Raw genomic sequence first — 26097 nt, 5'->3', positions numbered from 1 at the left:
TAGTATTACTTATAGGAAAATTTTGTTATCAAATTAAGTATAGTCAATGTATAGTAGACATAGGTCAATTTTTAAAGTCGTATATTTTAAATAAGGGGGTGTTCATGTTGTTTCATTTTTTTTATAAACCTGATTATAAAATTCCTACAGAGGGGATTGACCAGATTGATAAAGTTACAATTGGTGGTGTGAAACAGCAAATCCTAATACAGTCTTACAATAAGAACAATCCTGTTATTTTGTTTTTACATGGTGGTCCTTCCATGCCATTGCCTGGTGTATCATCGAGAGGTAAGGATTATACAATTGTTACGAATACGAAAAAATTAGTTCAGCATTATACGGTTGTATTTTGGGATCAAAGAGGAACAGGAAAGTCTTATTATGATGATATTCCAAAGGAAACAATGAATTTCCGGCAATATGTTCATGATGCTGATGAGCTCGTAGACTATTTAAGAAGTAAATTTAACCAAGATAAGATTTATCTTGTTGGTCATTCATATGGCTCGCTAATTGGCATTTACTTAGCTCATCAGTCTCCAGAAAAATTACATTCATATGTGGGGATATCTCAGATTATTAGTTGGACAGAAAACGATAAATTATGCTTTAAGTGGGCTAAGGATGAGGCTAATAGACGAAATGATGTTAAAGGTTTAAAAGAATTGCATTCTATTGGGGAACCACCATATGTGAATAGCTATAAGCAATGGGGTGTATTACGTAAATATCAAATTAAGTATAGCTCAATGATTTACTCAGATCATAAAGTGAAACATCCAGGACTGTTTAAGATTACCCTGGATATGCTAATATCAAAGGATTATCAATTTAAGGATGCTATAAATGCCTTTTATAAAGGACATAAGCTTATTTATACCGATGAATTTATTAAGGATATTCCCACTTATAATGTAAAAAAGGATATTAGGGGGCTAAAAGTACCTGTAACCTTTATTCATGGTCGAAAGGACGTCCATGTTCATTCTGAGCTACTATTAGAATACATTCATAGCCTGGAGATGAATCAAAAGCCAAGAGTGATTTGGTCAGAGAAATCTTCTCATATTTTTCACCCAGATGATACGGCGTTAATTGAAAAAATCTTAATTGAAGAAATATTAATAGATGTGAAGAAAGAGCTTGCTTAAATATGCATAAGTTTAGGTTAAGAATGATTTTTTTATTTGCTATTTGGTATTATGATATATAGCTCATTTATAGTTTCTTATATCGATGTCTTCTAACCATTTCTTCGCTTCTTCGATTTTATATGTTTTTAACTGTAACTTTTTTAATTCAGCTCCATTGTCTCTAAATATTAAAATTGCTGGTGCTCGATCGATATCGTATTTTGGATATTTTTCTTGTGCTGTCTTCAGATTAGTTAAATGCTCATATTCAATAACAGGAAATTCAACATATTTAGCAAATGTCTCGCTTATGTTTTCTTCTCCAGATACAATAATTATTGAATATGTCTTAGGTTGCTCTTCAGCTGAACAAGCTGTCAAGAGCAACACCACTAATTCCTTCTTCCACTAAACAGCCCCGTTTCTTCAATAAGATAGAATTTCAGCAAAACTAAGCAATTAATCTTGCCTTTATCAAAGCACCCATTATTTGGACTGCTCCTTCTTGATCTCCTTTAATAACTCAACTATCATTTCATTTGTACCATTAAGTTTCTTTAATTCTTTCTCTAAAGATAAAAAGGAATTAATGATAAATATTATAAATAGGCTTCCAGCAAGTCCTAAAACTATCTCCATTTAACAACCTCCGTTTACCAAAAACTAATTACTTTAGATGTTTATTCCTCAAGTTCACAATTTTTTCCTTTTTCAATTAACCCGCCCTGTTTATTAAATATTTAACTCAATAAAAAGGGAGAAAATCTTCTCTTTGGAACTGACTTATTCCCCGTTCACTCCCAAAAAGAGCTTGATCCCTGTTTTTCCTATAAAAAAAAGCGTGAATTCGTATGAGAATTCACGCTTAAATGAGTGACTTTTTGCAACTGTTCTATTATTTTTCAGTTGACTTCCCTTCAGATTCTTTCGAGCTTCCGTCAGGACCTAAATATTGATAATCATTTGGATCAATTGGTTTATAACCACTTGGTGTATAAAAACGCAATAAATCCTTTGTGACCACTTCGTCGGACATTTGAAGTTCTGTTGTTACCTTATTCATAATTGTTTTATAATCATTTTGATTTGGCAATAATTCACCCGTTGCAGGATTGTAGAATTTTTCGCCTACTTGTGTAATGTTAGGTGAAACGTAATCCCCATTCCTGAACAATGCCCAGTTGCGGTGATCTTTTGATAATAAGTCTGAACCGAACTCAAGGTAATCCTTTGTATCGATTCCCAGTAAATGAAGTACCGTCGGGCGTACATCTACTTGTCCGCCATACTGGTGCTGAACTCCACCTTTAACACCTGGTACGTGAATGAATAATGGAACTTCCTGAAGCTGCGCATTAATCGTTGGTGTAATTTCAGGAACGCCAAGGACTTCTGTCATCGCTTTGTTATGGTTTTCAGAAATACCATAATGGTCTCCATAAAGGACAACGATGGTATTGTCATATAAACCACTCGCTTTTAAATCGTCAAAGAACTGTTTAATCGCTTCATCCATATAATTAGCCGACTGGAAATATTGATTCACCACTGGATCGCCATAGTCACCAGCTGGGAATTCAGTATCCTGTGGATCCATTTCAAATGGGAAATGGTTAGACAAGCTAATAAATTTCGTGTAGAAAGGCTGCTTCATGCCTTCTAGCATCGGCATTGACTCTTTGAAGAACGGTTTATCCTTCAGGCCGTAATTCTTTGTGTCTTCTTCAGTCATATTGTAGTATTCGGCATCGTAAAACTCATTGTAGCCAAGCGCTTTGTACATCACGTTTCTGTTCCAGAACGTCTTATAGTTTCCATGGAATACGGCAGAAGTATAGCCGTGCTGTCCCAAAATAGCAGGAGTTGCCTGATATGTGTTTTGTGCTTTGTTCACAAAAACGGCGCCCTGGCCTAATGGGTAGATTGAGTTTTCCATCAGGAACTCAGCATCAGATGTTTTACCTTGTCCAGTTTGATGGTAGAAATTATCAAAGTAGAAGGTATTTCCATCGTGTGCTAATGAGTTCAAAAACGGTGTTACTTCCTGTCCATCTGGCATTTTGTAATCAATCATGAAGTTCTGGAATGATTCGAGTGATACATAGATTACGTTCATTCCTTTTGCTTTTCCAAAATACTCTGGATTTGGTTTTGCATAATTAGCTGTTCTGTAGTTCTCGATATTTGTAATATCACTATCACTTGCCAATGCCCTCTGGCTTGAAGCCTTGGCATTTTGAATGACATCATAAATTGTGAAGTTGTATGCCCCCAAATATTTAACCAGGTAATTTCGGTCAAAAGAACGGGACAATAATTCCGGGCGGTCTTTTTCTGCTAATGCAAGATTAAACAGAAATACTGCAACAGCTAATGCAAGAACAGCTCGATAGGATTTGCGGCTTTTCGATACCGCTTTTTTAAATACCGTTAATGCAAGAACAATAAGGATGATCGTATCTGTAAAATAAAAAACATCCATTATGGACATTAAGGAATTCGCGCTGTCGCCCAGCTGCCCAGCATTTGATTTAGCCTGCATCAGAACAGGTACGGTAATGAAATCATTGAAAAATCGATAATACACGACATTGGCGTATAAAAGAAATGACAGCAGAGAGCTGATTCCAATCATCCACTTTTTAGCATGCTTTACAGAAAGCAAACCCAGTCCTATAAAGAATAATGCAGAACTAAGCGGGTTAATCGCCAACAGAAACTTTTGCAAATTATTATCAATACCTAATTTAAATTCCATTTGATAGGCTGCATATGTTTTGAACCAGAATAATATAACCGCAACAGCGAAAAATGCTATATTGCTAGTTTCAAATTTTTTAAGTAGCTTCATTTTTTCCATACTAATCTCCTCTCACCAAATAATAAGCTTAGGAAAAATCGATAAAATACATTATAACATATTTTTAGCTTTACTTTAACCCCAAGCAAATTATACATCTTAATTATGAACAAAATATGACTGATTGGCGGATAAATTTAAACATTTATTTTTTAATCTATCTTAAACCACAAGTTACATCATACAACGAAACATGTAACAACTCAAATTTTTACTGATGAATCTTTTGTTAATTATACTAATGTAAGAACCATTTCAATAACTATAGTTGTCCAACATTATTTGGAATTTTTATGTAAAAACTATTTTACCCAAAAAGAAACGCACTGCATTAAGTGCGTTATCGATTGGGGTAATACTCAAAACCGCTGTTCCATGAATTTCCTGACAACTTTGAGCGGCCTTACATTGCTGACATTCTGCCATGCGATCCATTCTAAGCTCAAGATACAGAGAATCAGCCATATCGCTCCAGCTAAATGACCTGCTATGACATCACTTGGATAATGAGCGTCTAGATAAATGCGCGAAGTTCCAATTAAGATAATTAATATGCCCGATATTACACCTACAGTCCATTTTAATGGTTTGGAAATATCTGAACGCACGATAAAATAGGCAATGAACCCATAAAAGATAAGCGAGCCCATTGAATGGCCGCTTGGGAAACTATAACCGACCGCATCGATGTCAGGATTAATCGAAGGCCGGCTTCTCGCATAATATACTTTTAATACCTTAGTCAGAAGCCCTCCACCTCCGATGCCAATTAAGAAAAAGAGCATTCCCCATTTATCTCTCTTTTTGATCCAGAGGGTAACAAGAGTAACAATCGTCATCAAGGATAAAAACCATAACGACCCAAGCTCGGTCACAAAGGTCATCAGCTGGTCGAGGGTATGTGTTGAAATGTTTCTAAAAAAGGTAATAATTGAGTCATCAAACGCTTTTACTTCTTGTTCCAGCATTTCTTCTGCAACCTCTGAAAACAAGTATATAAATAAAATCGAAATGACAATCCCGGCTCCCATGAGCAAAAATGGAAAACCTACTTTTTTCACTTTTTCCTCTGTATTATTCAAGATGTATCACTCATTCCTCAAAAAATTCACGTACAAGGTGTGTCCACCTTAAGTGCTGGACGAACTCCCATTAGCCTATACCCTGGAGTGAATTCGTTAAACGTTGGACTGCTGCATCCGATGAACCACCAATTGCCCGCACACCCAGAAACAAGAAAGGATCACCAAATTTTGTGTTGGATGACCCTGGACCGGACTCGACTCCTCCTTGTATTCAGACCAAATCCATTTAAAAGTGGTTCATTCGGAGCCGAATAAGAAATAAGAAGGGATTTAAACATAATCATTTTTAGTTATACCCGTTGCATTTTTAATTAATTCGCTCTATTAATTATCACTATGCTCTGTTTTTCCGCTGGCCTGTTCAACCTTCGCATCATACTAAACCGAATAAAAACATTTTACATGTTTAGCTTTGCGGAAACCAAATTAATGTTAGAATACATTTTATACCTCATAAAGATGAATATATATAAAAATACATTCACCCACCCAGATGCAATATAATACATTAAAAAAGAACCTGAATTCGTCTGGTAACATTAACAGGTCTATAAGGGAGTGACATTATGCTCGAATTTTTTATGGAGTTGAATCCTGTAATCCAGGCACTGATTGGAACCTTATTCACATGGGGAATGACAGCGCTCGGTGCAGCCCTGGTATTCACAACGAAGAACCCGAACCAGAAATTCCTGGATAGTATGATGGGGCTCGCAGCTGGTGTAATGATTGCCGCAAGCTTCTGGTCACTGCTGGCACCTGCAATTGAGATGGGCGGGGGCGGCAGTCTGCCAAACTGGTTTCCAGCCGCTGCAGGTTTTCTTCTTGGCGGTTTATTTTTAATGGTTGTGGATAAATTGATGCCCCATTTGCATCCGAATTTATCATTGGAAAAGGCAGAAGGGATCCATCCTGAAAAGAAAAGAAGAAGTACTTTAATGGTGCTGGCGATCACCCTTCATAATATACCAGAGGGTTTGGCGGTCGGTGTTGCATTCGGTGCGGTTGCAGCAGGCTTCCCATCCGCTACATTGATGGGTGCCATTGCCCTCGCAATCGGAATCGGAATTCAAAACTTCCCTGAAGGTGTAGCCGTATCCTTTCCTTTACGCTCAACGGGAATGTCCAGGAGAAAAAGCTTTTTATACGGCCAGTTCTCCGGTATGGTTGAACCTATAGCTGCGGTCATAGGTGCAGCGTCAGTTATTTTTATTGAGCCTCTCCTTCCCTATGCCCTCAGCTTCGCTGCAGGTGCAATGATTTTCGTTGTTGCGGAAGAAGTAATCCCTGGCTCACAGGAGAACGGAAACAGCGATTTGGCCTCTCTAAGTCTGATGTTCGGATTTGCCATTATGATGATCCTTGATGTCGCCCTGGGATAAAGAAATAAGATAGGGCAGGATTATACATTGAACGATAAAATGTTAGAAATGCTCAAAGCTTTGTTGCTTTGAGCATTTCTTTTTTGCTGCCGAACCGGCAATATTGATTTTTTTTATCATTATCACTAAAGAAGCTAACTTAAAAGGTTACCAAAACCTCACATTATTTCGGTTATCGAATAAAATGATAGACCATCACCTTTATCCTGTTGTATAGTTTGATTATTGAATCAATTCAAAAAAATATGGAGGGATTTATCATGCAATATCGCCGTCTTGGGAATTCGGGTTTGAAAGTAAGTGAAATCAGTCTTGGAAGCTGGCTTACATATGGAGGATATGTCGAAGAGCAAAATGCGGTATCATCCATTGATTTAGCCTACGAGTCAGGAATTAACTTTTTCGATACTGCAAATGTATACATACGGGGAGAAGCAGAGAAAGTGGTTGGAAAGGCATTACAAAAATATCCTAGAAGCTCCTATGTTCTGGCCACGAAGGTTTTTGGAAAGATGGGTGATGGACCAAACGATCAAGGATTATCCCGCAAACATATTATGGAGCAATGTGATGCCAGCCTGAAGAGACTTGGGATGGATTATATTGATATTTATTATTGCCACCGTTATCATAACGACACACCATTGGAAGAAACACTTCGAGCTTTGGATGATCTTGTGAGACAAGGTAAGGTCCTCTACTTGGGTGTCAGCGAATGGACGGCTGAACAAATTTCAGAGGCTGTACATCTTGCAGATAAAAAACTATTGGATCGGATTGTGGTGAACCAACCGAATTACAGCATGCTACACCGAAAAATCGAACAAGAAATCATCCCTGTCAGCGAAAAGCACGGAATCGGCCAGGTAGTCTTTTCCCCTCTTGCTCAAGGAGTGCTTACTGGAAAATATCAAAAAGGCCATCTTGCACCAGAAGGAAGCCGTGCTGCACAACAGAATATGAACATGTCACATATCCTTACAGAACAAAATCTTGATAAGGTCGAACAATTGAAGGATATTGCGAATGAAGTGGAGCTTACAATATCACAGCTGGCCCTCGCCTGGATCCTAAGGCAGCAAAACGTGTCAAGTGCCATAGTTGGCGCAAGCAGACCAGAACAGCTTGCTGAAAATGTTAAAGCTTCAGGAGTAAAAATACCTGATGAAATACTAGAAAAAATTGATGGAATTTTGAAAGCCTAAAAATAGTGAATAAGGTTTTAAGTTTACCAAAGACAGCGGCAGATCTTATTGATTGCCGCTGCTTTTTTACACGAAAAATACCTTTTAAAATCATTTAACGAATTTATACATTAAAATATCATCAGCGTATTCATGGTCATTCATCTTAAATTCCTTCACTTTACGCCCTTCTTCAAGGAACCCCATCTTCTTATACAAGGATATTGCTCTTTCGTTCGTTGAGAAAACTCCTAAACTTACCTTTTCAATGGAGGGATTCTTCTCTGCCCAATCTAATAAGGCCCCCAGCAGCATGCTGCCGATCCCCTTACCTCTGTGTCTATCACATATCATTATTCCGAAAGTACCAGTATGCGACAATCGTCTTCTATTCTGGGTAGTTTCAAACACAATCCACCCGACAACTTCACCGTCTTTTTCAGCTACCATTAATGTTTCACTTTCATTCTCCAAAACACTCTGTACCCATTCTGTATACTGAAGTGGTGTTTTAGTAAACTCTTCCGAAAGTGAAATAAGGTACTCTCCTTCTGATACGACTGATTTATGTATGTTCAAAATAGCTTCTGCATCATTTAATACTCCTGTGCGAACCATGTAGCTTTCAACATTTTTTGAAATTGACAATTGTATCCCTCCTATAGAATTCCCTTACGTTTTGACTATTCGGCAACTTCAAGTTATATTCCTTCCAAAATTAAGAATAATAGAGTCTAAATAGATCAAACATCAAACAATTCTTACCTATGTTTGTATCAAGGCTAATATTTTTCATTATTGTTTGTTAAATCAATTGACATATAACTAATAATGCATTATCTTTAGCAATAATAAACTTCTCATTGATTTGTTTATATTAATACAAACTTTGAACGGATGTGTTAGTGAAATGAATACCACAAATGATTTATGGAATGTTTCGTTAGAAGAACTTAAGCGAGGATATGTTCAGGATTCAAACACATTTGTTTGTCTTCTTTGTGGTGAAAATATTGAAAAAGGAATTATTTATCCTCATGAAGGAACACTTTATGAAGCTGAAAGGTATATGCGTATTCATATCGAAGTTTCACACCAGTCGGTTTTTGATTATTTACTGAATCTTGATAAAAAACTTACTGGCCTTACAGATCATCAGAACCTGCTGCTTCGTCTGTTTTATGAGGGAAAAAGTGACAAAGAGGTTCAAAGTGACATGGGAATTGGCAGTGCCTCTACGATCAGGCATCACCGTTTTGCTTTAAAAGAAAAAGAACGGCAAGCCAAAAGCTTTCTGGCCATCATGGAACTGCTAAGAGAAAAAGACGAGTACGCTCCCGCCTTTATTCCCCCCCATAACACAGCTAAAATGGTTGACGACCGTTACGCCATCACGGATCAGGAACAACTAGAAATCGTTAAAAAGTTTTTACCGAATGGACTGTCAGGAGGGTTGAAGAAATTTCCTCCTAAAGAAAAACAACGGCTGATTGTTCTTCGTGAAATCATAAAACGGATCGATAGCGATGCTGTTTATACGGAAAAAGAAATGAATCAGCTTTTAAAAGAAATTTATGCCGATTATGTTTTAATCAGGAGATATTTAATCGAATATGGCTTTTTAGATAGAAAGCCGGATGGAAGTCAATATTGGCTAAAAAGGTGACACAAGAAAGTGAGTGAATACGATGGATCGTAAAAAAGAAATGAAACAGTTATTCAAAGAAACTGAAGTCAAAGCTGGCGTATATCAGGTAAAAAATAATCAGAACGGAAAGATTTTTATTGGATCCACACGAAATGTAAAAACATTAAACGGAGTAAAATTCCAGCTTGAAACAGGCACACATCTTAATAGAGACCTGCAGGAAGAATGGAAGCACATCGGGAAAGACTCCTTCCATATTGAAGTACTAGAGTTATTAACCAAGAAAGACACACCATATTATAACGAAAAAGAAGCTCTGCAGGAACTTGAGGATAAGTGGATAGAACAGCTGCAGCCCTTTGGGGAACGCGGATATAACAAAGAAAAATCCCGTTAGGTTCATCACATAACAAAAACCAACTCCAAGAAGTGAGTTGGTTTTTGTTATGTTGGTGAACCAGGAGGATAATAATAAGGTGGAACCTTAAGCCATCCTCTTTTACGCATGAGCGTTTTTAATGTTGAACCAAACATTGCCCATTCAAGATAAAATTGCAACCATATGACCCCCACGTCATCCCTGATCGAATCCGCTTGTCCTTTTGAACACGCCTGCAAACATGTAACTAACTTAAATGCAACACCATTTGCAATTTCATCATCAGTTAACTTTACGCCTAAAGGAATATCATTTGGATCTGAGTTTGGTTTCGCTGCTGTTGCGTCCGGCAGAGGAATACCTTCTTTTTTCATAAATTCATTTAACTTTTGCACTTGTGATTCACATAATTGAATGACATCGTTTAGCATTTCTCTGACTTCATCATCTGTCGTCGTGTTTAATCCCGTTTCCTCATACCGAATGAATTCAACCATCAAAGTAAGATACGTCCAAACGTCACCTGCTTCAATGATATGTAAAGGGGATTTAGGTTCGTTGATTGTATCAATTGATATTTTTAGCATGTTCCAAATTGCTTCTAAAGGATTGGACATTTTACACCTCCTCACTTTATCATTCCATATTCTGTATAATTTATGTAACCATAAAGAGCATTCACTTTGTACATCTCCCCTCCACCATTTGATTAAGAAATCAAAAAAAAGCGTTAATCCATCTTGGATCAACGCACACCGATAGGTTTTTACACAACCTTTTTAAAAATAACGATTGCAAGTACTATCATCTGTTTTTAAGATATACTCTACTGCGCATTCGTTATCGTAAACTCCAAATTCTGATGATATTTCGTTGGACTGCCCTCTTCTGGTTCATTTGAAGTCAGATAAACTTCTAAAATATATGTTGCTGCTTCATAATGGTTACTTAATTCAATCTCATAAGTCAGTTCTTGACCTGGCTCTAAAGTTTTTGTATGAAATTCATGTTTCAATGATTTATCTTTACTATCATCATAAACCATGGTTCCTTTCGCATCTTTTCTCCAAAGAATATAGTTAAACTCTTGGTTTGTGTTAAACGTAAGGTTCACTTGGTGTGATGAATTATTTTTGACCACATATTTGAAAGAATAATCCTTACCTTCAACTTGAATTATACTGGATTTTAGTTGATCTGGTGATCCTTCATCCATTTTGGATGTTTCTTTTTCTACATTTATCGGTTGAAGTGGATTGGCCTCTAGAATTTTTTCGACTTCTTCATACCCTTCTGGAAACGCAAAGTTATATCTAGCTGGAAGTGCGAAAACATACTGATTGTTTTGACCCAGCAGTCTTGGCCCAATAGGTGCAGCCCCAATATGAAATTCTTCTTTTTCAAGGGAGGACCATTGATTAAGAGTAAATACCATGATCGGAATATCTTGTCTAGGTTTATCCTCTGTCCATTCTGGATGTCTAATTGAAAGCAATGGACCATTTTCAACTATTTCATTTTGTTGCTGATCATTAGAGATTCCTTCCCACGTATCCGATACAATCTCGTATCCCTTCCAACTATTTGGTAGCGCAAAAGAGAATCCATATTCTGTATTTTCATAAAGAATACTATCCGTTAATTTATCATCAGTTTCAATATCTTTAATAGGCTCTTTATCATCGTCTACTTTGTTTTCATCTTTCGTTGTATGTTCATTACTTTGTTGCCCTTGACCATTTGAATCAGATGGATGGTCTTCATTTAGCGGAATAGCAAGAATCGCAAATAACACTGCGGCTGCAACACTCGCTATACCTACTGAAATCTTTTTCATAATTGTGGATCTTCTTTTCTTCTTTTCGTATGAACTTGCAAATTGCATCAGGTTATCATGAATTCTATTTTCGGTATCTTTCGTAAACTGTTTGTTGTAATCGGGGTCTGGTAATGATCGAATTTCTCGCTCTAAATCACAAAATTCCTCATTCTTTTTCATTGAGAAATTCCTCCCTTATTTTCTGCAGTGATTTTAACGCGCGATGATAGGTTATTCGAACCTTATTTTCATTCCAATTTAATATGGATGCTGTCTCAGATACAGAGAATTCTTTAATGCCTCTAAGGATTATGATATCTCGATAGTTTGTTTTTAAAGATTGAATAGCTTGATACAGCAGCTTGTTATCTTCATTTAGTTGGAGAATTCTCTCCGGTGTTTCACTATTCGTTTGCTCATCCGACAACCAAATCATTTGCTTCACCCTACCACGCTTTCTTTTTCTGATTTCATCGATCCCCACATTGCGCGCAATCGAAAAAAGCCAGGTTTTTGGACTTGATTTTTTCTGATAAGTATCGAAGCCTTTAATGGCCCGGATATAAACTTCCTGTACAAGATCTTCTACATCTGTTGACCCGATATAATAAACCAAAAAATGGTATATATCTTTATTGTACAAATAAAACCACTCCGAAATTATGTCACTCATCATCAGCTGGTCAACTCCATTTTCCATCCGATTTTTTACACTCATAAATTAGTCGAATCCCTTCACCATTTATTTCACTTTTTCAAATATCAATTAAGATTTATTTTAAATTTGGTTAAACACCCAAATTAAAGCCTTTATAGTGCAATAAAAATAAGGAGCTTGAAAATCCAGGCTCCTTTGTTTTCCACTTTTTCAGTTAACATCAAGAATGCAGCTTGATTTTTTTCATTGAAATATCAACAACTTCTTCAGCACAAATAATAATTCGATAAAAATAGCTTTAATCCTTCCTGGGTTAACGCACTCGGCTAAACTAACTCAAAATGCCTTGATAGTACTAATATATTGTCAAGATGGACAGGTAAATACAGATAATGGAACAAACAAAAAAGACTACAGCTATTTTAAAATTCCTCCTAAATTTAATTCCGTAAGCACAAAAGAAGATAGCTGCTGCTAATTTGGAAAAGCTTTGAAAATAAGCAGTACTTTCAAAAAATGAATTGCTAAAAACTATTGTAATAATCAACGTTGTTGAGATTAGTATTCTAAACCATAAGGGCTCTTTTAGGAAATGATTTATCATAAACTTTATTCGCTGCATAACCATAAAACTCCCTTCATGAAACTCTTAGTAATTAAAGGTATATGTGCATTCTACAGAAGTATCACTTCGTCCACCAATAAAGATACTTGGTTACCTAAAATAACATAAATTGAAAAAACAGCTCACCAAGAACGCTACTTATTTACAGAAACAGCAAAAATTGAAAAATAGATGGTTTTAAGATCAGAAGAGCTGTTAGAACCACAAAAAAAACTAACCGGATATGCCCCGATTAGTTTCTCACGTATCTTTATTATTTTCGAAACTATCCAATACTCTAAAGGATTTAAGCTGCTGGATTTACTTCTAATTCAACTTTAATCTTAATGTCTTTGCCAACTAGGACGCCACCTGTTTCTAGGGCTGCATTCCATGTAAGACCAAAATCTTCTCGATTGATTTTTGCTTCAGCTTCAAAACCGTACACTTCTACTCCCCATGGGTTCGTACCTTTGCCGCCAAATTCAACATCGAACGTTACTGATTTTGTTACATCCTTGATTGTTAAATCGCCAGTAACCTTGTAGTCGTCGCCTTCTTTTGTAATGCTTGTTGATTTAAAGTCAATTGATGGATTATTTTCTACATCAAAGAAGTCTGCTGATTTCAAGTGATTATCGCGGTCCTCATTACGGGTGTTTATACTTGCTACATCAATTTTGAAAGCGATTGAAGCTGTTGTTAAATCTGTTAGATCTGCCGCTTCCACGTCGGCTGAATAAGAATCAAACTGACCTTTTACTTTTGAAACCATCATGTGTTTCACTTCGAATCCTACTGCTGAGTGCGATTGGTCTACTGTCCATTTAGCCATTTTACAATTCCCCCAAATATTAGTGATATTAATCTCGAATTCGAGATAATTCGATAAAAAAATAAAGTGCTTTTATTTATCTCGAATTAATTTATCTTTATTTCAAGATAAATTTATCATACATTCCCTTTGATTGTCAATACTTCTTCTTATTGATTTTCATATTTATTCTCCACGTTTGTTGTCAGGTATTTTTTACCCCTTTTTTCTATTTACAAATCCTGCAAACCTTGTCCTTGATTTAATAAGACATTAAAAAAGTGCATTGATCCGCTTAGACCAATGCACTTTGGTAACAATCAATTTATTCTAAATCTGCTCACCCCTCAACTCGGCTTGTCGTTAAATCCTTCCTTCGATACACGCTAAGCACAACTCCCATAATGAATGCATTGAAAATCGTCGGCATTAACCCATAGCTGATAAAAGGCAATGACATTGAGGTCAGCGGCAGAAGACCAGCGACCATCCCAACATTATATACAAATTGAATTAGGTAAAGAGCCAACCCGCCCACTAATAGTAAGATGCCGTATTGATTTGAAATCTTGTTCGAAATAAAAAGGATTCGTGCTGCAAATAAGGTTAAAACGAGTAAAAGGCCAATTGCGAATACATAGCCATAATGATACGTCAAACTTACAAAGACATAGTCGGTATGCTCAAATGGCAGCGACTCACTCTTAGCAGAAGGACCAAACCATCCGGCCGTCAAGAACCTCTCTTTTAGCATCAAGTACATATAACCCCAGCTATCCGGGTATTTTTCCGGATTTAAAAAACCAAAAATCCTTGCAAGCTGATATTCTTTGGCAGTGGACAGAGCCATAGCAATAAAGGCAGCAATTAAAATTAGTAAAACGGCTGTAATCCTCATCGCAGTTCTTTTACCAATCCTGCTCCACCACATCATTGTGAACACCATAATGGTATAGATAAAAACTGCTGAAAGATTGGGTACTTCCATAAATAAAAGTACCGGTATCATAAACAAAATAGAGTGCTGCCATATCTTGATTCTTGGATTATTGAAAAATGAAGCCCAGGAAAGGAACAGGAATGGCAGAGCCATCATACTTCCCAATTCAATGGACCCAATTTTAAAATAAGCAACCCCATTGATGATTAGGTTTGGAAAGTATGTGATCAAAAGAAGAAGCATTACTCCTCCCATATAAAACAGCCAACCCTTCTTTTCCAGTTTTCGATAATCGATCAACTTCATACCCACGGCAGCGATGCTGCCAAGTATAACATGGGCAATTTTATGAAGTATATAGCTGTCGTCAAGCATATCCCTGAGCGCGAATAGCGGGAGAAAGCTTAATCCCATGGTAATGGCAAGTAAACCGATCATCCACCAATCAACCCTGGGTCTGTGAAGTTTATTTAGCTCCTGGCCTAACTTAGCCGGACTTCCCATTTGGATTACCGCTTTTTCTTCTGCATCTGTTTCACTTAATCCTTTGCCAATCCAATCCTTCTTCACTTGCATGAGATGATATTCCAGCTCAAAGGAAACAAACTCTTTTGCTTCCTTTGAACTTATATGATTCTTCACTTCATTTAAAAAGCGAGCTTTTCTTTCATTCAATTCCCAGTCACTCCCCTAGCAGCTCTTTAAGATTGAAGTTCTTGGCTGCAACACTTTTTTCAGCCTTCCGCACAAGCTTCTTCCCTTTATCATTTATTTCATACGTTTTTATTCCCTCATTATCCCATGCAGAACGAATGAAACGATTCTGTTCTAGCCGGTGCAGCACGGTATATAAAAATCCTTCCTCGTTTTCAAACTTCTTAATGCCTCTTGCTCTTAATAAACTTGTCAGTTCAAACCCAGTCTTCTCTTGATGAAGGAGCTGAAGGATGGCAATCATCACATCGTCCTCATTTTCAATCGGTGTATGGATCTCCTCTTTCACCTGTTCCCGGATCTTATCGGAAAAACTCAATTTTTCAAAGGTGGATTTCTCCATAGAATTACGTAATTTACGCAAACGATTTTCCATTGGTTAAGCCTCCAATCTTTCCTTCAAGATTTCCTTTGCTCTCTTAAGCCGAGTTTTAATGGTATTCTCTTTAATCTGAATGACTGCGGAAATTTCCTTGATCGTCATTTCTTCAAAGTAATGCAGATAGATTACTTCTCGATAAATGAGGGATAACTCCATTACAGCTGCGGCCAACTGACCATCTTCCTCATCTTGAATGACGGTCTTCTCCACACTGTCACTTTCAACCGAATCATAGATGGGATGATAATCGGTCGTGAAGACTTTTTTGTTATACCAGCTTTTCAAATAATCTATACAATGATTTGAGGCAATCCGCCACAGCCAGGTTCGGAATTTCGCTTTCCCTCCGTATGTATGCAGTGATCTATAGCATTTCACAAAGATCTCCTGTGTTAAATCCTCAGCTATCTCTTTATTTTTCACGTATGAAAAAGCAAGCTGCAAAATCTCCTGCCCATATTTATTCATAATTTCATCTATAAGCTCATCGGCATGATCCATTTCAATCATCTCTGCTGTTAATTCATCCACATCTGTTCCCCCTTCATACTTATAGACGACGCGCCTTGTAAAAGGTTTGGTTTTATTCAAAAAGGATCATGAATTTTCAAGAAAATAAGAACTATATGTGTATACAAGGTACCAAATAACCCATTTTTTATACACTGAAATGTACAGATTTTTGCATTTGGGAGTGAAAAAGAATGAATGAGGAACTTCAAAAATTATTTAACCAGTTAATTCAAATTGAACATGTTTCAACAACATTATATCTTGCTATGTCCGCTCATATGGGAAAAATGAATTATACAGGTATGGCAAATTGGCTGAGATTGCAATCGGAAGAAGAAAGAACCCACATGCTAAAGTTAATTGATTTTGTTGTGGACCGGGATGGTACTGTCCAAATCAGCAGCCTGCCTGCTCAGCCAAGTGACTTCGGTTCACCATTAGAAACCTTTCAAAAAGTATTAGCACATGAACAATTCGTTACAAATTCTTACCGCCAAGCCTATAATTATGCACTCCAAGCTGATCCCCAGGCTGCCCTGGTCATTCAAGACTTCCTAAGGGAACAAATTGACGAAGAAGCCCAAGCGAAAAAGATTGTTGATCGGCTTACACTAGCTGGAAATAATCCTTCTGCTCTTTTATTATTAGATCAAGAATTAGGTACAAGAACAAATACCACTGCACCAGCAGCAGGTTAAATTCTTTCAAAGTGATCATATTAATTTAGGAAATAAAAAAATTTATCCCTCTGCGATTGGCAGAGGGATTTTTCATTAAATGCGTATCAATAATTTCAATTGTTATTCGAGTGCATGATCTATTCATTCAAACATTTTCTCTACTATCTCCATGCTGATCAACCCATCCTCATCAATTTCCTCTAGAGTGATGATAGCCTGTCCAAAATATCCTTGTTCAAAATATCCAAAGACGGTTTCTTGATGAATCTTCCCATTATGATCTCTGTAATATAAACTCATTGAATTCTCGCCGAATTCTTCTGTTGGATTTACATTTATCGTGATTTTTTCTCCTGGCCCAACAGGAAGAATTTGAATGTCAGAACGAATGTTATTATACGTCAGGTATAAACCTTCAACGTCCACTTCTGTTTCATTCTGGATTATCACATCAAATCCCGCATGACCCGTAAATTGTAGAGCAATAACTGCACATACTACTCCAATCAGTAAAACTAAAAAAATGATCCTTTTCACGTAGCTACCTCATTAAAAATGACTTTATATCTTTAAAAGACGACACTTTCAATGATCTAGTTTCATTTTACCTTTTCTCAATGTTATAGTTAATTTCCTCTGTTATTTCATCCTTTTATCACATTTCTATCTTAATATAGATTAAAATGCATCTTACAATGAATGGAGCTAATGTTTATGAAAAAGCTTATCATCCTGTTGTTCACATTGCTGATCCTATCAGCATGTTCGAAAGAAGAAGCGAAACAGCAGGAAAAGGCACCAGAGATGATAGAGGTGACCATAACAACCCCAGAAAAAATTAAAGTCCAAGAGGAAACCACAATCAAAGCATCTGTTCTTCAGGGAAAAGAAAAGGTTACTGATGCGGATGAGGTGAAGTTTGAAATTTGGAAGGCTGGCCAGGATGACCATGAAATGTTCGAAGCTAAGCACGACCAGGATGGGATTTATTCTGTAAAGAAGACTTTCACCGAAGGCGGGAACTATTTCATCGTAGCTCATACGACGGCCAGACACATGCACAGCATGCCTAAAAAAGAAATTACCGTTGAAACTGCGGAAGCTGAAAAACAAGCAGAAGGTACAGAGCATTCGCATGATGATCACCAATCCGAAAGTTCTGAGCATGAACATGGTGAGCACCATAACAGCGAGGTTGATTTTGATTTCCATGTGCATGAACCTATCCAAAGCAAGCAGAAAAGTGAACTAACTGTTCATCTGAAACAAGGAAGCGAACCGATTACTGGTGCAACTGTGAGATTAGAGATCTGGGGAGAGAACCAAAGCAAGCATGAATTTATCCCAGCTGACGAAGGTGCAAATGGAGCTTATTCATTAACCCATACTTTCCCTTCATCTGGAACCTATAAAGTAAAAATTCACGTGGAGAAAGGTAATATCCACGATCATACAGAGAAAACGGTGAACGTGAAGTAATTGACATGAAAAAGCCCTTCTTATTTCGGAGGGCTTTTCTGTATTTATTCCTAGGTTCACGGATTTATTAATCTGCGATTGAATACGTCCCAAAGCTCTCGATACATCTTCATATCATCGACAACAACAATTCTTTTCGTATTATATTCTCACATTCACCCTCAATTAAATTTCACCATGTGAACATAGGTCCTCCTTGGTAAGCCAATCCAATGCTGAGTAACAATCATAATCTCAAATTGCTGAGTCATAGCTATCCTGCCTTTTCTTCATTAAAAATTTCCCATTATTTTTTCATCACATAATGCAGCTCCGCAAATTGATTAAACTGCTTCATCCCTTTCAAGGAAAATTCAAGATCAAAATCAAGCTCTTTAAATAAAGGAATGCCTTTTCCGATTAAAACTGGGGCTACGGTCATAATCAGTTCCTCTACTAGTTTTTCCTTTAAAAACGAATGAATCAGCTCGCCTCCTCCGACAAGCCAAATTCTTTTTCCTTCTTTTCTTTTCAGCTTCATTGTAAAATCAACGACATTTGAGCTGATGAATTTTACGAACTCATTATCTTCCTTCGCTGTCCTTGAGAATACATAACATTCCTTGTTCTTGTATGGAAAGTTACCATTTTCATGTTCCATCACCCAATCGTAAGTCCGTTTTCCTATTAAAATCGTATCGACCGTTTCATAAAAGTCGGAATAGCCGTTATCCCCTTCGCCTTCAACCTTGAAAAGCCAATCCAAAGAGTCATCCTCCCTGGCGATGTATCCATCTAAGCTTGTGGCAATGTATATCGCTAAATTACGTTCGTTCATTATATTTTACCTCCCTTATAAACTATAATAGCCATTATGTAAACTTAATTATTTCCTGAATTTTGCTGGATTTTCAATGCGGATCGAACTAACTTCCCCACAGTTTAAACAAAAAGTATAAATCTTATTTGACCCGGTTGAAATTTTTTTATCCAATGGTCTGATCGCCGTATAGTCTGTTCCTTCTGCAAAATCAGTTCCATCGCATTTGACACATTTCACTTCCTTCATTTGCCTCATCCCTTCTTACTATCCTTATTAGGTTATTAACGAATCAGCTTCAAAAAGGTTTCAATTATTCACCAGTTAAGCTTGTCGGAAATATTTTTATCTTTTTCCTAAAAAAACCCTTTTAATTGGTGTAATTTTACACTATATTAGTTAATAGGTAATTATCCAGGTGGAGTTTTGTTATCCTTGAGGAGGTTTTTTCATGAAAAATAAGAAGCGAATTTTAACTAGTCTTGTGGTAACTGTTCTGTTGCTTGTGGCAAGTATCAGCTATCTTTTATTAAGTGACCGGGACAGCTATAAGTATTACACGGGGCTCGGAAGCGGTCTTGCGATTTCCGAAGATGATCAGAGTCTGGCTTTTTCTTATTATAAGGACGGCCGCGAAGCGATCTATGTTTCAGAGTCAAACGGTAAGAACGCTAAAAAAGTTACTCACTCAACAAAGGATCAGCACCGGGACCCTAAATTTTCACCGGATGGAAGCAAGCTTCTATTTTTATCTAGAAATGCTGAAGGTATTCAATCGCTTTTTATCACCGACCAGGATGGCAGTAATCCAAAAAAACTATCTAGTGATGCTCAGCATGTTTCTGAAGCCATTTTTTCAAAGGATGGAAGTCAAATTTACTTTTCCAGCATGCCTGCAAAGGACTTTAAAGAATGGGAAGCTGGTACAGATGAAGGATTTGATTTATTTTCAGTCGATCTCGACGGTAAGAATCTGAAACAGCTAACTGATGATAATCGGCTAGCGATGGAGAGCATTGCCCTTTCTCCGAATGGAAAGGAAATTCTCTTTAAGGATAATACGGACCTTTATACCTTCAACATTGAAAAAGAAGAGGTTTCCTTTTCGGAGTTTACAAAGTTGATGCCATCAGAACCGTTCTATCTCACGCTTTCCCCAAAGAGGAACGCAGCAGCCTATACTGCAGTCTCTAAGGAATCCAAAAACTCCTCACTATTTGAGTATGAGTTGTTCCTTAAGAATTTAGAAAATGGCGAAATCACACGATTGACTAACTTGAAAAAAGCTGTTGTTTCCCCAGTATTTTTTCACTCGGTTGATAAAATCCTCTTCCTAGAACATACAAATTGGCCACAGGATCCAAATAAGTTCAAGCTGATGACAGTCAATCTGGATTCTAAAAAAATGTCTGAGATTTCGCTTGATCTTCCAGCTTCCAAAGCGAGCAGTGTCATGATGCAGGCAGTCGATTATACAATAAACAGCTGGACAATTGGTTTGTTATATTCCATCCTGCTCTTCTTGTTAACATTGTATATGAAGCCTAATAGGGTATTTTTACCATCATCCATCAGCCTGTCAATTGCTGTTCTATCAATTGCTGCAAGCTTTATTGTAGCAGCAATGGTTGATCCTTGGATAGGAATCGGCGTCGGGATGTTGTCAGTTGGAATTTGGCTCTGCACGCTTGCATCCTTTCTGTTTGCTTTCGGGATTAAATTTTATAGAAAACAAGCGTAACGAGAGGAGATAGAAAAAATGTCCGATGGTTTAGGAATGGCATTGACGTTTTTCTTGGAGATTATTCTATTTGGCTTAATCAATTACTTCACGGTAAAACTTTCATTGAGAAACGTAAAAAGACGGATCTGGGGAGGAATCATTTTCCTCCTGCTAACTCCTATTATCTTTTTCTGCACACTTTTTTTCGTTGGGATTTTTGATGAAGGTGGTTGGGGTGCAGGAATTTTGGCTGTCACTTTTACGGGGCTTTATATTTTGAATGGAATGATCATGCTGCTATCGTCCCTTCACATTTATTTTAAGAAATCTAGTTGAATGAAACTTTTTCCAACCTCCTACGTAAATTTAAAAACCGTTTTTTCATAGATGGAGGAATCAATAATGACACTTTATATTTTCCTAGGAATACTGATGATTTATATTTTACTATCCATTTTGATATTGCCATTTCAATATCGGTATATCAAAGCCATTAGGGCCGAAGAGAAAAACTTAAGATCGCATGGCAAGAAGCAAAGCGACATGTATGACAAAATGAATGCTGGCGAATTAGTTTTGCATGAAAATGTTCAGGGGAATGGTCTATTTTTTCTTGCTAATATCCTTGCTTCCATTCTATATCGAATAAAACATAGCGAAAAATGATTCTTGGGGGCCATTTTTGGTCTTTTTTTTGTTTTTTTAATAGCCAACCTTCTCAAAAAAGGAATCCTCATCATCGTTTGCTGAGTTATTCACTAAATATATTGCTCCCATCATTCGTTAGATTTATTTTAATACCAGTTTGTTCGAATTTAATACCAGTGGGACTGATTTTATTACTAGTTGAACTCATTTTATTACTAGTTGAACCAATTTTATTACTAGTTGAACTAACTTTGTAAATGTTTAAAGTATTAAGCCAAGACCTAATCATTGAACAAAAAAACTGCCAATATCATTGGCAGTTTAAAAATTAATTCTTCGTATCCTTGTTACTATCTTCATTGAATTCCTTCTTGATATCATCGGTGATTCCTTCGGTAGCCTTCTTGAACTCTCTCATTGACTTCCCTACTGCACGTCCAATTTCAGGCAGCTTATTAGGTCCGAAAATGATCAGCGCGATGACGAGAATGAGGATTAATCCTGGAAATCCTATATTTGAAAGCATGCGATCGTCTCCTAATTAAAAGATATGTCCATTATAGCGAATAATCTATTAAAAATGAACCCATATCTTATTTCTCTGCATTTTTTAAAGGGTTTGGGTAAAAAATGAACAAGAGAATTCTTCATTTTAAGGAGAGTGTATAGAATGATCCAAAAATATTCGATTAGCCTATTTTTAATGGGCATAATAATGTTTTCGCTTTTATCCGGAAATGTCCAGGCTCAAACTGCAGTTCCAGCTGACTTTGGTGCCAAGGGAGCACTCCAGGATACGACCATAACCATGGAGGAGGCTCTTGTATATGCGATCCAGGACGAATACCTTGCTCAAGCAAGATATGACACCATAATCAGCAAATTCGGTTCCATCAGACCATTTAGCAACATTAAAACAGCGGAACAGCGGCATATCACAGCATTGCTCAGTTTGTTCCAAAAATACAATGTGAAAATACCGGCGGACACAGCCAAACAATACGTTTCCGCTCCGGCAACTTTAAAAGAAGCCTTCCAGCAGGGAGTCGAGGGCGAAATCGACAACATCGCCATGTACGATAAGCTTGCTGCTGCCCCTGCTCTTCCGCAAGACGTAAAGATGGTTTTCACGCAGCTGGGCGATGCTTCAAAAAATCATTTAAAGGCTTTTAGAAGAGGATTGAGCAGAAATTAATAAGAATAACAGCTTAGAAAGCAATGGATTTCCATTGCTTTTTTCTAATGACCGTAATCGAAGAGCCTTAACACACGGCTGTTGCTCTTGACGATATACTTTTTATATTATAAATATTTTTCAAAACACCTATTTACATTGACGCAGCGTCAAGGTGTAAAGTAAAAGTGTCAGGAGGTGAAAGCATGGAATATACGATTCAAAGTCTAGCAAAAATGGCAGGAATCACGAGCAGGACACTACGATATTACGATGAAATTGGGATTCTTAAGCCAGCAAGGATCAATTCATCGGGATACCGTATTTACGGAGAGGCAGAGGTTGATCGACTGCAGCAAATCCTTTTTTACAGAGAGCTTGATGTAGATTTAGAAAGTATTAAAAAGATTATTACTTCCCCATCATTTAATGAAACGAAGGCACTTGAAGATCACCGCGAAAAGCTTCTGACAAAAAGAGAACAATTGGATCAATTAATTGCCAATGTTGAGAAAACATTAGCATATAGAGAAGGGAGAGTTCATATGAGTAACGATGAAAAGTTTGAAGCTTTCAAGGAAAATTTGATAAAGGATAATGAAAAGAACTATGGTGATGAAATCAGGGCTAAATATGGAGAAGCTCAGGTCGAAACATCGAACCAACAGCTGAAAAATATGTCAAAGACTCAATTTGCAGAGGCGGAAAAGCTTGGTGAAGATATTCTGGAAACTCTAAACCAAGCTATTTTGACTGGTGATCCGGCAGGCGAACTCGCGCAAAAAACAGCTGATATGCATCGTAAGTGGCTGACGATCTATTGGGGAAACTACTCAAAAGAAGCACATGCAGGTGTTGCACAAATGTATGTAGAAGACGAGCGATTTGCAAAATACTACGATAAAAAGCATCCTGGTGCAGCAAAATTCCTTCGAGACGCTATTCGTATCTATACCGGCCAGAAAAATGAATGCTAATAGAATATATAGCGCCAAATGGAATTTTTCTATAATGGCCATCTAAAGATTAAAAGATAGATTAAACAACATTGGTTGCTTAATCTATCCTTTTTTTTACCTTCTGAACTTCCCTGCTTCTATAAATATTAAACTTTAAAGGATCAATATTATCCTCATAATTTTTCCGAAAAGGAACATGTTATTTATGAGGAGTGAGAATGTGAAGGATAAGACAATATTAAATTTAATTACCATCTTCGGAATAGGTGCAAGTATATTTTTTCTTTTCAGAAAAAAAGGTGCATTAAAAGACTGGTTTCTCATTTATTTATTTAAAACGTTAATTTCAACTTTAATTGACGGACCAGTTATAAAGAAAAAATATGTGCAATATCCGCACCGGTACTTCCCGCATTTGTTTGACTCAAACATTGTATTTCTATATATTTTATTTCCTTTATCATGTGTCATGTACAACCAATTCACCTATAAAATGAAGCCAATAAAATCGATTTTTAGTGTTTTCCTTTTTAGCGGTCCGATGACACTCATTGAAAATTGGCTTGAAAAAAAAACCAGATTAGTGAGATATCGAAAAGGCTGGAACAGCTTTTATACCTTTTCTGTTCTCTCTTTTACTTTTTTGTTAGTCAAGGTCTTCATTGAATGGATTCGATTGTTAGATAAAAAAAGAAACCCCAGTCATAATTCATAACAAAATCCCCTTAATTGATAAGGGGATTTATTTTTACTGCCTCACTCTGTTGCTTGAGCTTTTGAAGTATTTTGTGCCAGGTTTACAGCACTTAAAGCGGATGAAATTTCGTTCGATGCCTGTTTAATTGCTTCCTGAGCAAGGATAGGATCGGCATTTGCTTTTTCAATGGCTTTCGTTAATAAATCCTGGGTTAGTGTTACATTTGCTTTTGCTTGATTTAGTTGATTCACATCAATTTGCGGCATGAGTATCTCTCCTTTAATTTTTGACTACCCCTATATCATGAACTTTGATGTTCTTTTTATTAAGGTAAAAAATACTATCATGAAAAACGGAGTAATCGAGAATAAATCCATTCTGTATAGAATTCCTGATCAAATGAAACTATATAAAAGTGGAGGTGGATACATTGCCGAGTGAAAAAAATGAAAGTCAAAACAAAATTAAATACAGCCTTTGGGATACAAGAACGGATGAAAAGCAAAGTAAGATTCTTAAAACGCCTAACTTAATCAAAGGATTCAACCGAGATTCAAAAAAGGGATCATAATGAAGACTGATTTTATCTCTATGGCTAGTTTATTTCCTTTCTGCTCCATAAAAAAAGAGCTGCCAGAGCAACCCTTTTACCATTTATTCGCAATTTCCTATTTATTTAATTCACAACTGAAAATCACATACTGATTTTTCCCATTTTGCTTTGCCGAATAGAGTGCCTGATCCGCGGTCTTCTTCAATTTTTCAACACTTGACCCGTGATCCGGATAAATCGAAAGACCGGAACTATAGGTAATAGAAATTTTATTGCCAGAGATAACAATAGGGTTTGAAGATAAATAATCATCTAATCTGGTATAAACTCCAGTTATAACATCAGGTTCTTGTGTGTTGACGATTAACATAAATTCATCACCGGCATATCGAAACCCTTCTATTCCCGTGGAGCAAATGCTCTTTATTCCCTCAGCAAAGGTTTTCAAATATAAGTCCCCAGTTTCATGACCATACAGATCGTTAATGCCCTTCAAGTTGTCCAGGTCCAGCATGATTAAAGCAAAGGAAATATTCTCTTCTAGTCGTTTCGTGATATAAGAATTGAACGCTCTTTGGTTTTTCAACCCGGTTAATTCATCCGTATTAGAAAGGGTATGTATTTCTTCATAAAGTCTTGCCGTTTCGATCGAAGTCATCACCTGTGCACCGATCAGCTGCAAAAGTTCCTCATGTTCTTTTCGATAGGCAAACTCTTTGAAACTTTGAGCTGAAATGACAGCTTTAACATGATCATCGATAATGATCGGAACAAACAAATGCGAGATCGTATCCACTCTTCCGACCATTGTCTTCATATCATCATCTTCTTGAATACGATGATGAATGATTTTGCGGCTCTTGATTACTCGAGTCGTATTGTTTTCCCCATATTCTATTGAAAAATTTGGCAAGGGTTGACCATCTTCCATTAATATTAAGAAATCTATGTTATTTTCCGCTTCATTAGGTACAGCCAAATAAAAAGAGTCGGTTGGAATGACCTCTGAGACCATTTCATATGCCTTTTTCAACAGAGCTTCTTCATTTACCGTTTTGCTGCATTCCTTGGCAAAATTCATGATTATTTTATAATGCTCAGCCAACCAGCTCATACTCTCCAATTGAAGTGTATGATCCGCTTTTCTTTTTAAAAAATAACGTTTTTTCGTAAGTTTGGTATTTATCATATTAACACTTCCAAAAGAGATTACTATATAGACACGTTAATTATTATTATAGAGTACTAAAAGTGTTTTTAATATAGG

Annotated in this window: 31 protein-coding genes; 13 read left to right on the top strand and 18 right to left on the bottom strand. The window is 36.8% G+C overall.

What is annotated here, in order from left to right; all coding sequences use genetic code 11:
- Positions 1 to 1154 (top strand): alpha/beta hydrolase (locus V7201_RS19665; RefSeq protein WP_335378464.1); only part of this gene is annotated, 1154 nt, incomplete at its 5' end.
- 63 nt (positions 1155 to 1217) lie between these two features.
- On the opposite strand, the gene V7201_RS19660 is transcribed toward V7201_RS19665, so the two are convergent.
- The 4 genes from V7201_RS19660 to V7201_RS19645 form a co-directional block, all read right to left on the bottom strand.
- A complete protein-coding gene (locus tag V7201_RS19660; RefSeq protein ID WP_335378463.1) occupies positions 1218 to 1526 on the bottom strand; it encodes a hypothetical protein in 309 nt (102 codons plus the stop codon).
- 96 nt (positions 1527 to 1622) lie between these two features.
- A complete protein-coding gene (locus V7201_RS19655) occupies positions 1623 to 1775 on the bottom strand; it encodes a hypothetical protein (RefSeq protein ID WP_335378462.1) in 153 nt (50 codons plus the stop codon).
- A gap of 256 nt (positions 1776 to 2031) precedes the next feature.
- On the bottom strand, positions 2032 to 3996 hold the full coding sequence (locus V7201_RS19650) for an LTA synthase family protein (RefSeq protein WP_335378461.1): 1965 nt from the start codon (positions 3994 to 3996) through the stop codon (positions 2032 to 2034).
- Between the two features lie 359 nt (positions 3997 to 4355).
- Positions 4356 to 5078 (bottom strand): phosphatase PAP2 family protein, encoded by a 723-nt coding sequence (locus V7201_RS19645; RefSeq protein WP_335378460.1) that lies wholly within the window; start codon positions 5076 to 5078, stop codon positions 4356 to 4358.
- A 569-nt stretch (positions 5079 to 5647) separates the two neighbouring features.
- Between V7201_RS19645 and V7201_RS19640 the strand changes: the two genes are divergently transcribed.
- Together V7201_RS19640 and V7201_RS19635 are read left to right on the top strand one after the other, a co-directional pair.
- A complete protein-coding gene (locus V7201_RS19640) occupies positions 5648 to 6463 on the top strand; it encodes a ZIP family metal transporter (protein WP_335378459.1) in 816 nt (271 codons plus the stop codon).
- Between the two features lie 260 nt (positions 6464 to 6723).
- The gene (locus V7201_RS19635; protein ID WP_335378458.1) at positions 6724 to 7668 is read left to right on the top strand and encodes an aldo/keto reductase family protein; all 945 of its coding nucleotides are present in this window, start codon (positions 6724 to 6726) and stop codon (positions 7666 to 7668) included.
- Positions 7669 to 7758: 90 nt separating this feature from the next.
- Here V7201_RS19635 and V7201_RS19630 read toward each other — a convergent pair whose 3' ends face one another.
- The gene (locus tag V7201_RS19630) at positions 7759 to 8295 is read right to left on the bottom strand and encodes a GNAT family N-acetyltransferase (RefSeq protein ID WP_335378457.1); all 537 of its coding nucleotides are present in this window, start codon (positions 8293 to 8295) and stop codon (positions 7759 to 7761) included.
- 262 nt (positions 8296 to 8557) lie between these two features.
- Between V7201_RS19630 and V7201_RS19625 the strand changes: the two genes are divergently transcribed.
- Both V7201_RS19625 and V7201_RS19620 read left to right on the top strand, forming a co-directional pair.
- Complete coding sequence (locus V7201_RS19625) at positions 8558 to 9313, top strand: DUF2087 domain-containing protein (protein ID WP_335378456.1); 756 nt, start codon at positions 8558 to 8560, stop codon at positions 9311 to 9313.
- Between the two features lie 22 nt (positions 9314 to 9335).
- Positions 9336 to 9692: a GIY-YIG nuclease family protein gene (locus tag V7201_RS19620; protein ID WP_335378455.1), complete on the top strand. Its 357-nt coding sequence runs from the start codon at positions 9336 to 9338 to the stop codon at positions 9690 to 9692.
- Between the two features lie 47 nt (positions 9693 to 9739).
- Here the strand turns inward: V7201_RS19620 and V7201_RS19615 are convergent, their stop codons facing one another.
- The 7 genes from V7201_RS19615 to V7201_RS19585 form a co-directional block, all read right to left on the bottom strand.
- On the bottom strand, positions 9740 to 10291 hold the full coding sequence (locus tag V7201_RS19615) for a DUF3231 family protein (protein ID WP_335378454.1): 552 nt from the start codon (positions 10289 to 10291) through the stop codon (positions 9740 to 9742).
- Between the two features lie 209 nt (positions 10292 to 10500).
- Positions 10501 to 11673 (bottom strand): BsuPI-related putative proteinase inhibitor, encoded by a 1173-nt coding sequence (locus V7201_RS19610; protein ID WP_335378453.1) that lies wholly within the window; start codon positions 11671 to 11673, stop codon positions 10501 to 10503.
- Entirely contained in the window at positions 11660 to 12211 is a 552-nt protein-coding gene (locus tag V7201_RS19605) for an RNA polymerase sigma factor (RefSeq protein ID WP_335378452.1), read from the bottom strand. Before V7201_RS19605 ends, V7201_RS19610 begins: the two co-directional genes overlap by 14 nt.
- An 851-nt stretch (positions 12212 to 13062) precedes the next feature.
- A complete protein-coding gene (locus tag V7201_RS19600) occupies positions 13063 to 13590 on the bottom strand; it encodes a YceI family protein (protein ID WP_335378451.1) in 528 nt (175 codons plus the stop codon).
- A gap of 319 nt (positions 13591 to 13909) precedes the next feature.
- The gene (locus V7201_RS19595) at positions 13910 to 15184 is read right to left on the bottom strand and encodes an FtsW/RodA/SpoVE family cell cycle protein (protein ID WP_335378450.1); all 1275 of its coding nucleotides are present in this window, start codon (positions 15182 to 15184) and stop codon (positions 13910 to 13912) included.
- Positions 15185 to 15191: 7 nt separating this feature from the next.
- Entirely contained in the window at positions 15192 to 15599 is a 408-nt protein-coding gene (locus tag V7201_RS19590; RefSeq protein WP_335378449.1) for a PadR family transcriptional regulator, read from the bottom strand.
- A gap of 3 nt (positions 15600 to 15602) precedes the next feature.
- Positions 15603 to 16136 (bottom strand): sigma-70 family RNA polymerase sigma factor, encoded by a 534-nt coding sequence (locus tag V7201_RS19585; RefSeq protein ID WP_335378448.1) that lies wholly within the window; start codon positions 16134 to 16136, stop codon positions 15603 to 15605.
- Positions 16137 to 16309: 173 nt separating this feature from the next.
- On the opposite strand from V7201_RS19585, the gene V7201_RS19580 reads away from it, so the two are divergent.
- Positions 16310 to 16816 (top strand): ferritin, encoded by a 507-nt coding sequence (locus V7201_RS19580; RefSeq protein WP_335378447.1) that lies wholly within the window; start codon positions 16310 to 16312, stop codon positions 16814 to 16816.
- 123 nt (positions 16817 to 16939) lie between these two features.
- Here the strand turns inward: V7201_RS19580 and V7201_RS19575 are convergent, their stop codons facing one another.
- The gene (locus V7201_RS19575; protein ID WP_335378446.1) at positions 16940 to 17335 is read right to left on the bottom strand and encodes a hypothetical protein; all 396 of its coding nucleotides are present in this window, start codon (positions 17333 to 17335) and stop codon (positions 16940 to 16942) included.
- Positions 17336 to 17506: 171 nt separating this feature from the next.
- Here V7201_RS19575 and V7201_RS19570 point away from each other — a divergent pair, with 171 nt between their 5' ends.
- Positions 17507 to 18277, top strand: a complete 771-nt coding sequence (locus V7201_RS19570; RefSeq protein WP_335378445.1) for a FixH family protein — start codon at positions 17507 to 17509, stop codon at positions 18275 to 18277.
- 286 nt (positions 18278 to 18563) lie between these two features.
- On the opposite strand, the gene V7201_RS19565 is transcribed toward V7201_RS19570, so the two are convergent.
- Complete coding sequence (locus V7201_RS19565; protein WP_335378444.1) at positions 18564 to 19094, bottom strand: dihydrofolate reductase family protein; 531 nt, start codon at positions 19092 to 19094, stop codon at positions 18564 to 18566.
- A 48-nt stretch (positions 19095 to 19142) separates the two neighbouring features.
- Positions 19143 to 19325 carry a hypothetical protein gene (locus tag V7201_RS19560; protein WP_335378443.1) on the bottom strand — a complete coding sequence of 61 codons (183 nt, stop codon included), beginning with the start codon at positions 19323 to 19325 and terminating at the stop codon, positions 19143 to 19145.
- Positions 19326 to 19527: 202 nt separating this feature from the next.
- On the opposite strand from V7201_RS19560, the gene V7201_RS19555 reads away from it, so the two are divergent.
- The 3 genes from V7201_RS19555 (at position 19528) to V7201_RS19545 (ending at position 21465) form a co-directional block, all read left to right on the top strand.
- A complete protein-coding gene (locus tag V7201_RS19555) occupies positions 19528 to 20817 on the top strand; it encodes a TolB family protein (protein WP_335378442.1) in 1290 nt (429 codons plus the stop codon).
- A gap of 18 nt (positions 20818 to 20835) precedes the next feature.
- Entirely contained in the window at positions 20836 to 21135 is a 300-nt protein-coding gene (locus tag V7201_RS19550) for a hypothetical protein (RefSeq protein WP_335378441.1), read from the top strand.
- Between the two features lie 66 nt (positions 21136 to 21201).
- Complete coding sequence (locus V7201_RS19545; protein WP_335378440.1) at positions 21202 to 21465, top strand: DUF3949 domain-containing protein; 264 nt, start codon at positions 21202 to 21204, stop codon at positions 21463 to 21465.
- Between the two features lie 310 nt (positions 21466 to 21775).
- On the opposite strand, the gene tatA is transcribed toward V7201_RS19545, so the two are convergent.
- Complete coding sequence (gene tatA / locus V7201_RS19540) at positions 21776 to 21973, bottom strand: twin-arginine translocase TatA/TatE family subunit (protein WP_335378439.1); 198 nt, start codon at positions 21971 to 21973, stop codon at positions 21776 to 21778.
- A gap of 144 nt (positions 21974 to 22117) precedes the next feature.
- On the opposite strand from tatA, the gene V7201_RS19535 reads away from it, so the two are divergent.
- The 3 genes from V7201_RS19535 (at position 22118) to V7201_RS19525 (ending at position 24295) form a co-directional block, all read left to right on the top strand.
- Positions 22118 to 22642 carry a DUF2202 domain-containing protein gene (locus V7201_RS19535; protein WP_335378438.1) on the top strand — a complete coding sequence of 175 codons (525 nt, stop codon included), beginning with the start codon at positions 22118 to 22120 and terminating at the stop codon, positions 22640 to 22642.
- A gap of 185 nt (positions 22643 to 22827) precedes the next feature.
- Positions 22828 to 23598, top strand: coding sequence for a MerR family transcriptional regulator (locus V7201_RS19530; protein ID WP_335378437.1), 771 nt, complete (start codon positions 22828 to 22830; stop codon positions 23596 to 23598).
- A 178-nt stretch (positions 23599 to 23776) separates the two neighbouring features.
- Positions 23777 to 24295, top strand: coding sequence for a CBO0543 family protein (locus V7201_RS19525; RefSeq protein ID WP_335378436.1), 519 nt, complete (start codon positions 23777 to 23779; stop codon positions 24293 to 24295).
- Positions 24296 to 24336: 41 nt separating this feature from the next.
- Here the strand turns inward: V7201_RS19525 and V7201_RS19520 are convergent, their stop codons facing one another.
- Positions 24337 to 24543, bottom strand: coding sequence for a hypothetical protein (locus V7201_RS19520; RefSeq protein WP_335378435.1), 207 nt, complete (start codon positions 24541 to 24543; stop codon positions 24337 to 24339).
- Between the two features lie 402 nt (positions 24544 to 24945).
- Positions 24946 to 26019 (bottom strand): sensor domain-containing diguanylate cyclase, encoded by a 1074-nt coding sequence (locus V7201_RS19515; RefSeq protein ID WP_335378434.1) that lies wholly within the window; start codon positions 26017 to 26019, stop codon positions 24946 to 24948.
- Positions 26020 to 26097 lie beyond the last annotated feature (78 nt).

The organism is Bacillus sp. JJ1122 (assembly GCF_036964885.1).
Lineage (GTDB): Bacteria > Bacillota > Bacilli > Bacillales > Cytobacillaceae > Mesobacillus.
The sequence above is the reverse complement of the archived record's forward strand: the minus strand, read 5'-3'. Positions and strand labels throughout refer to the sequence as shown.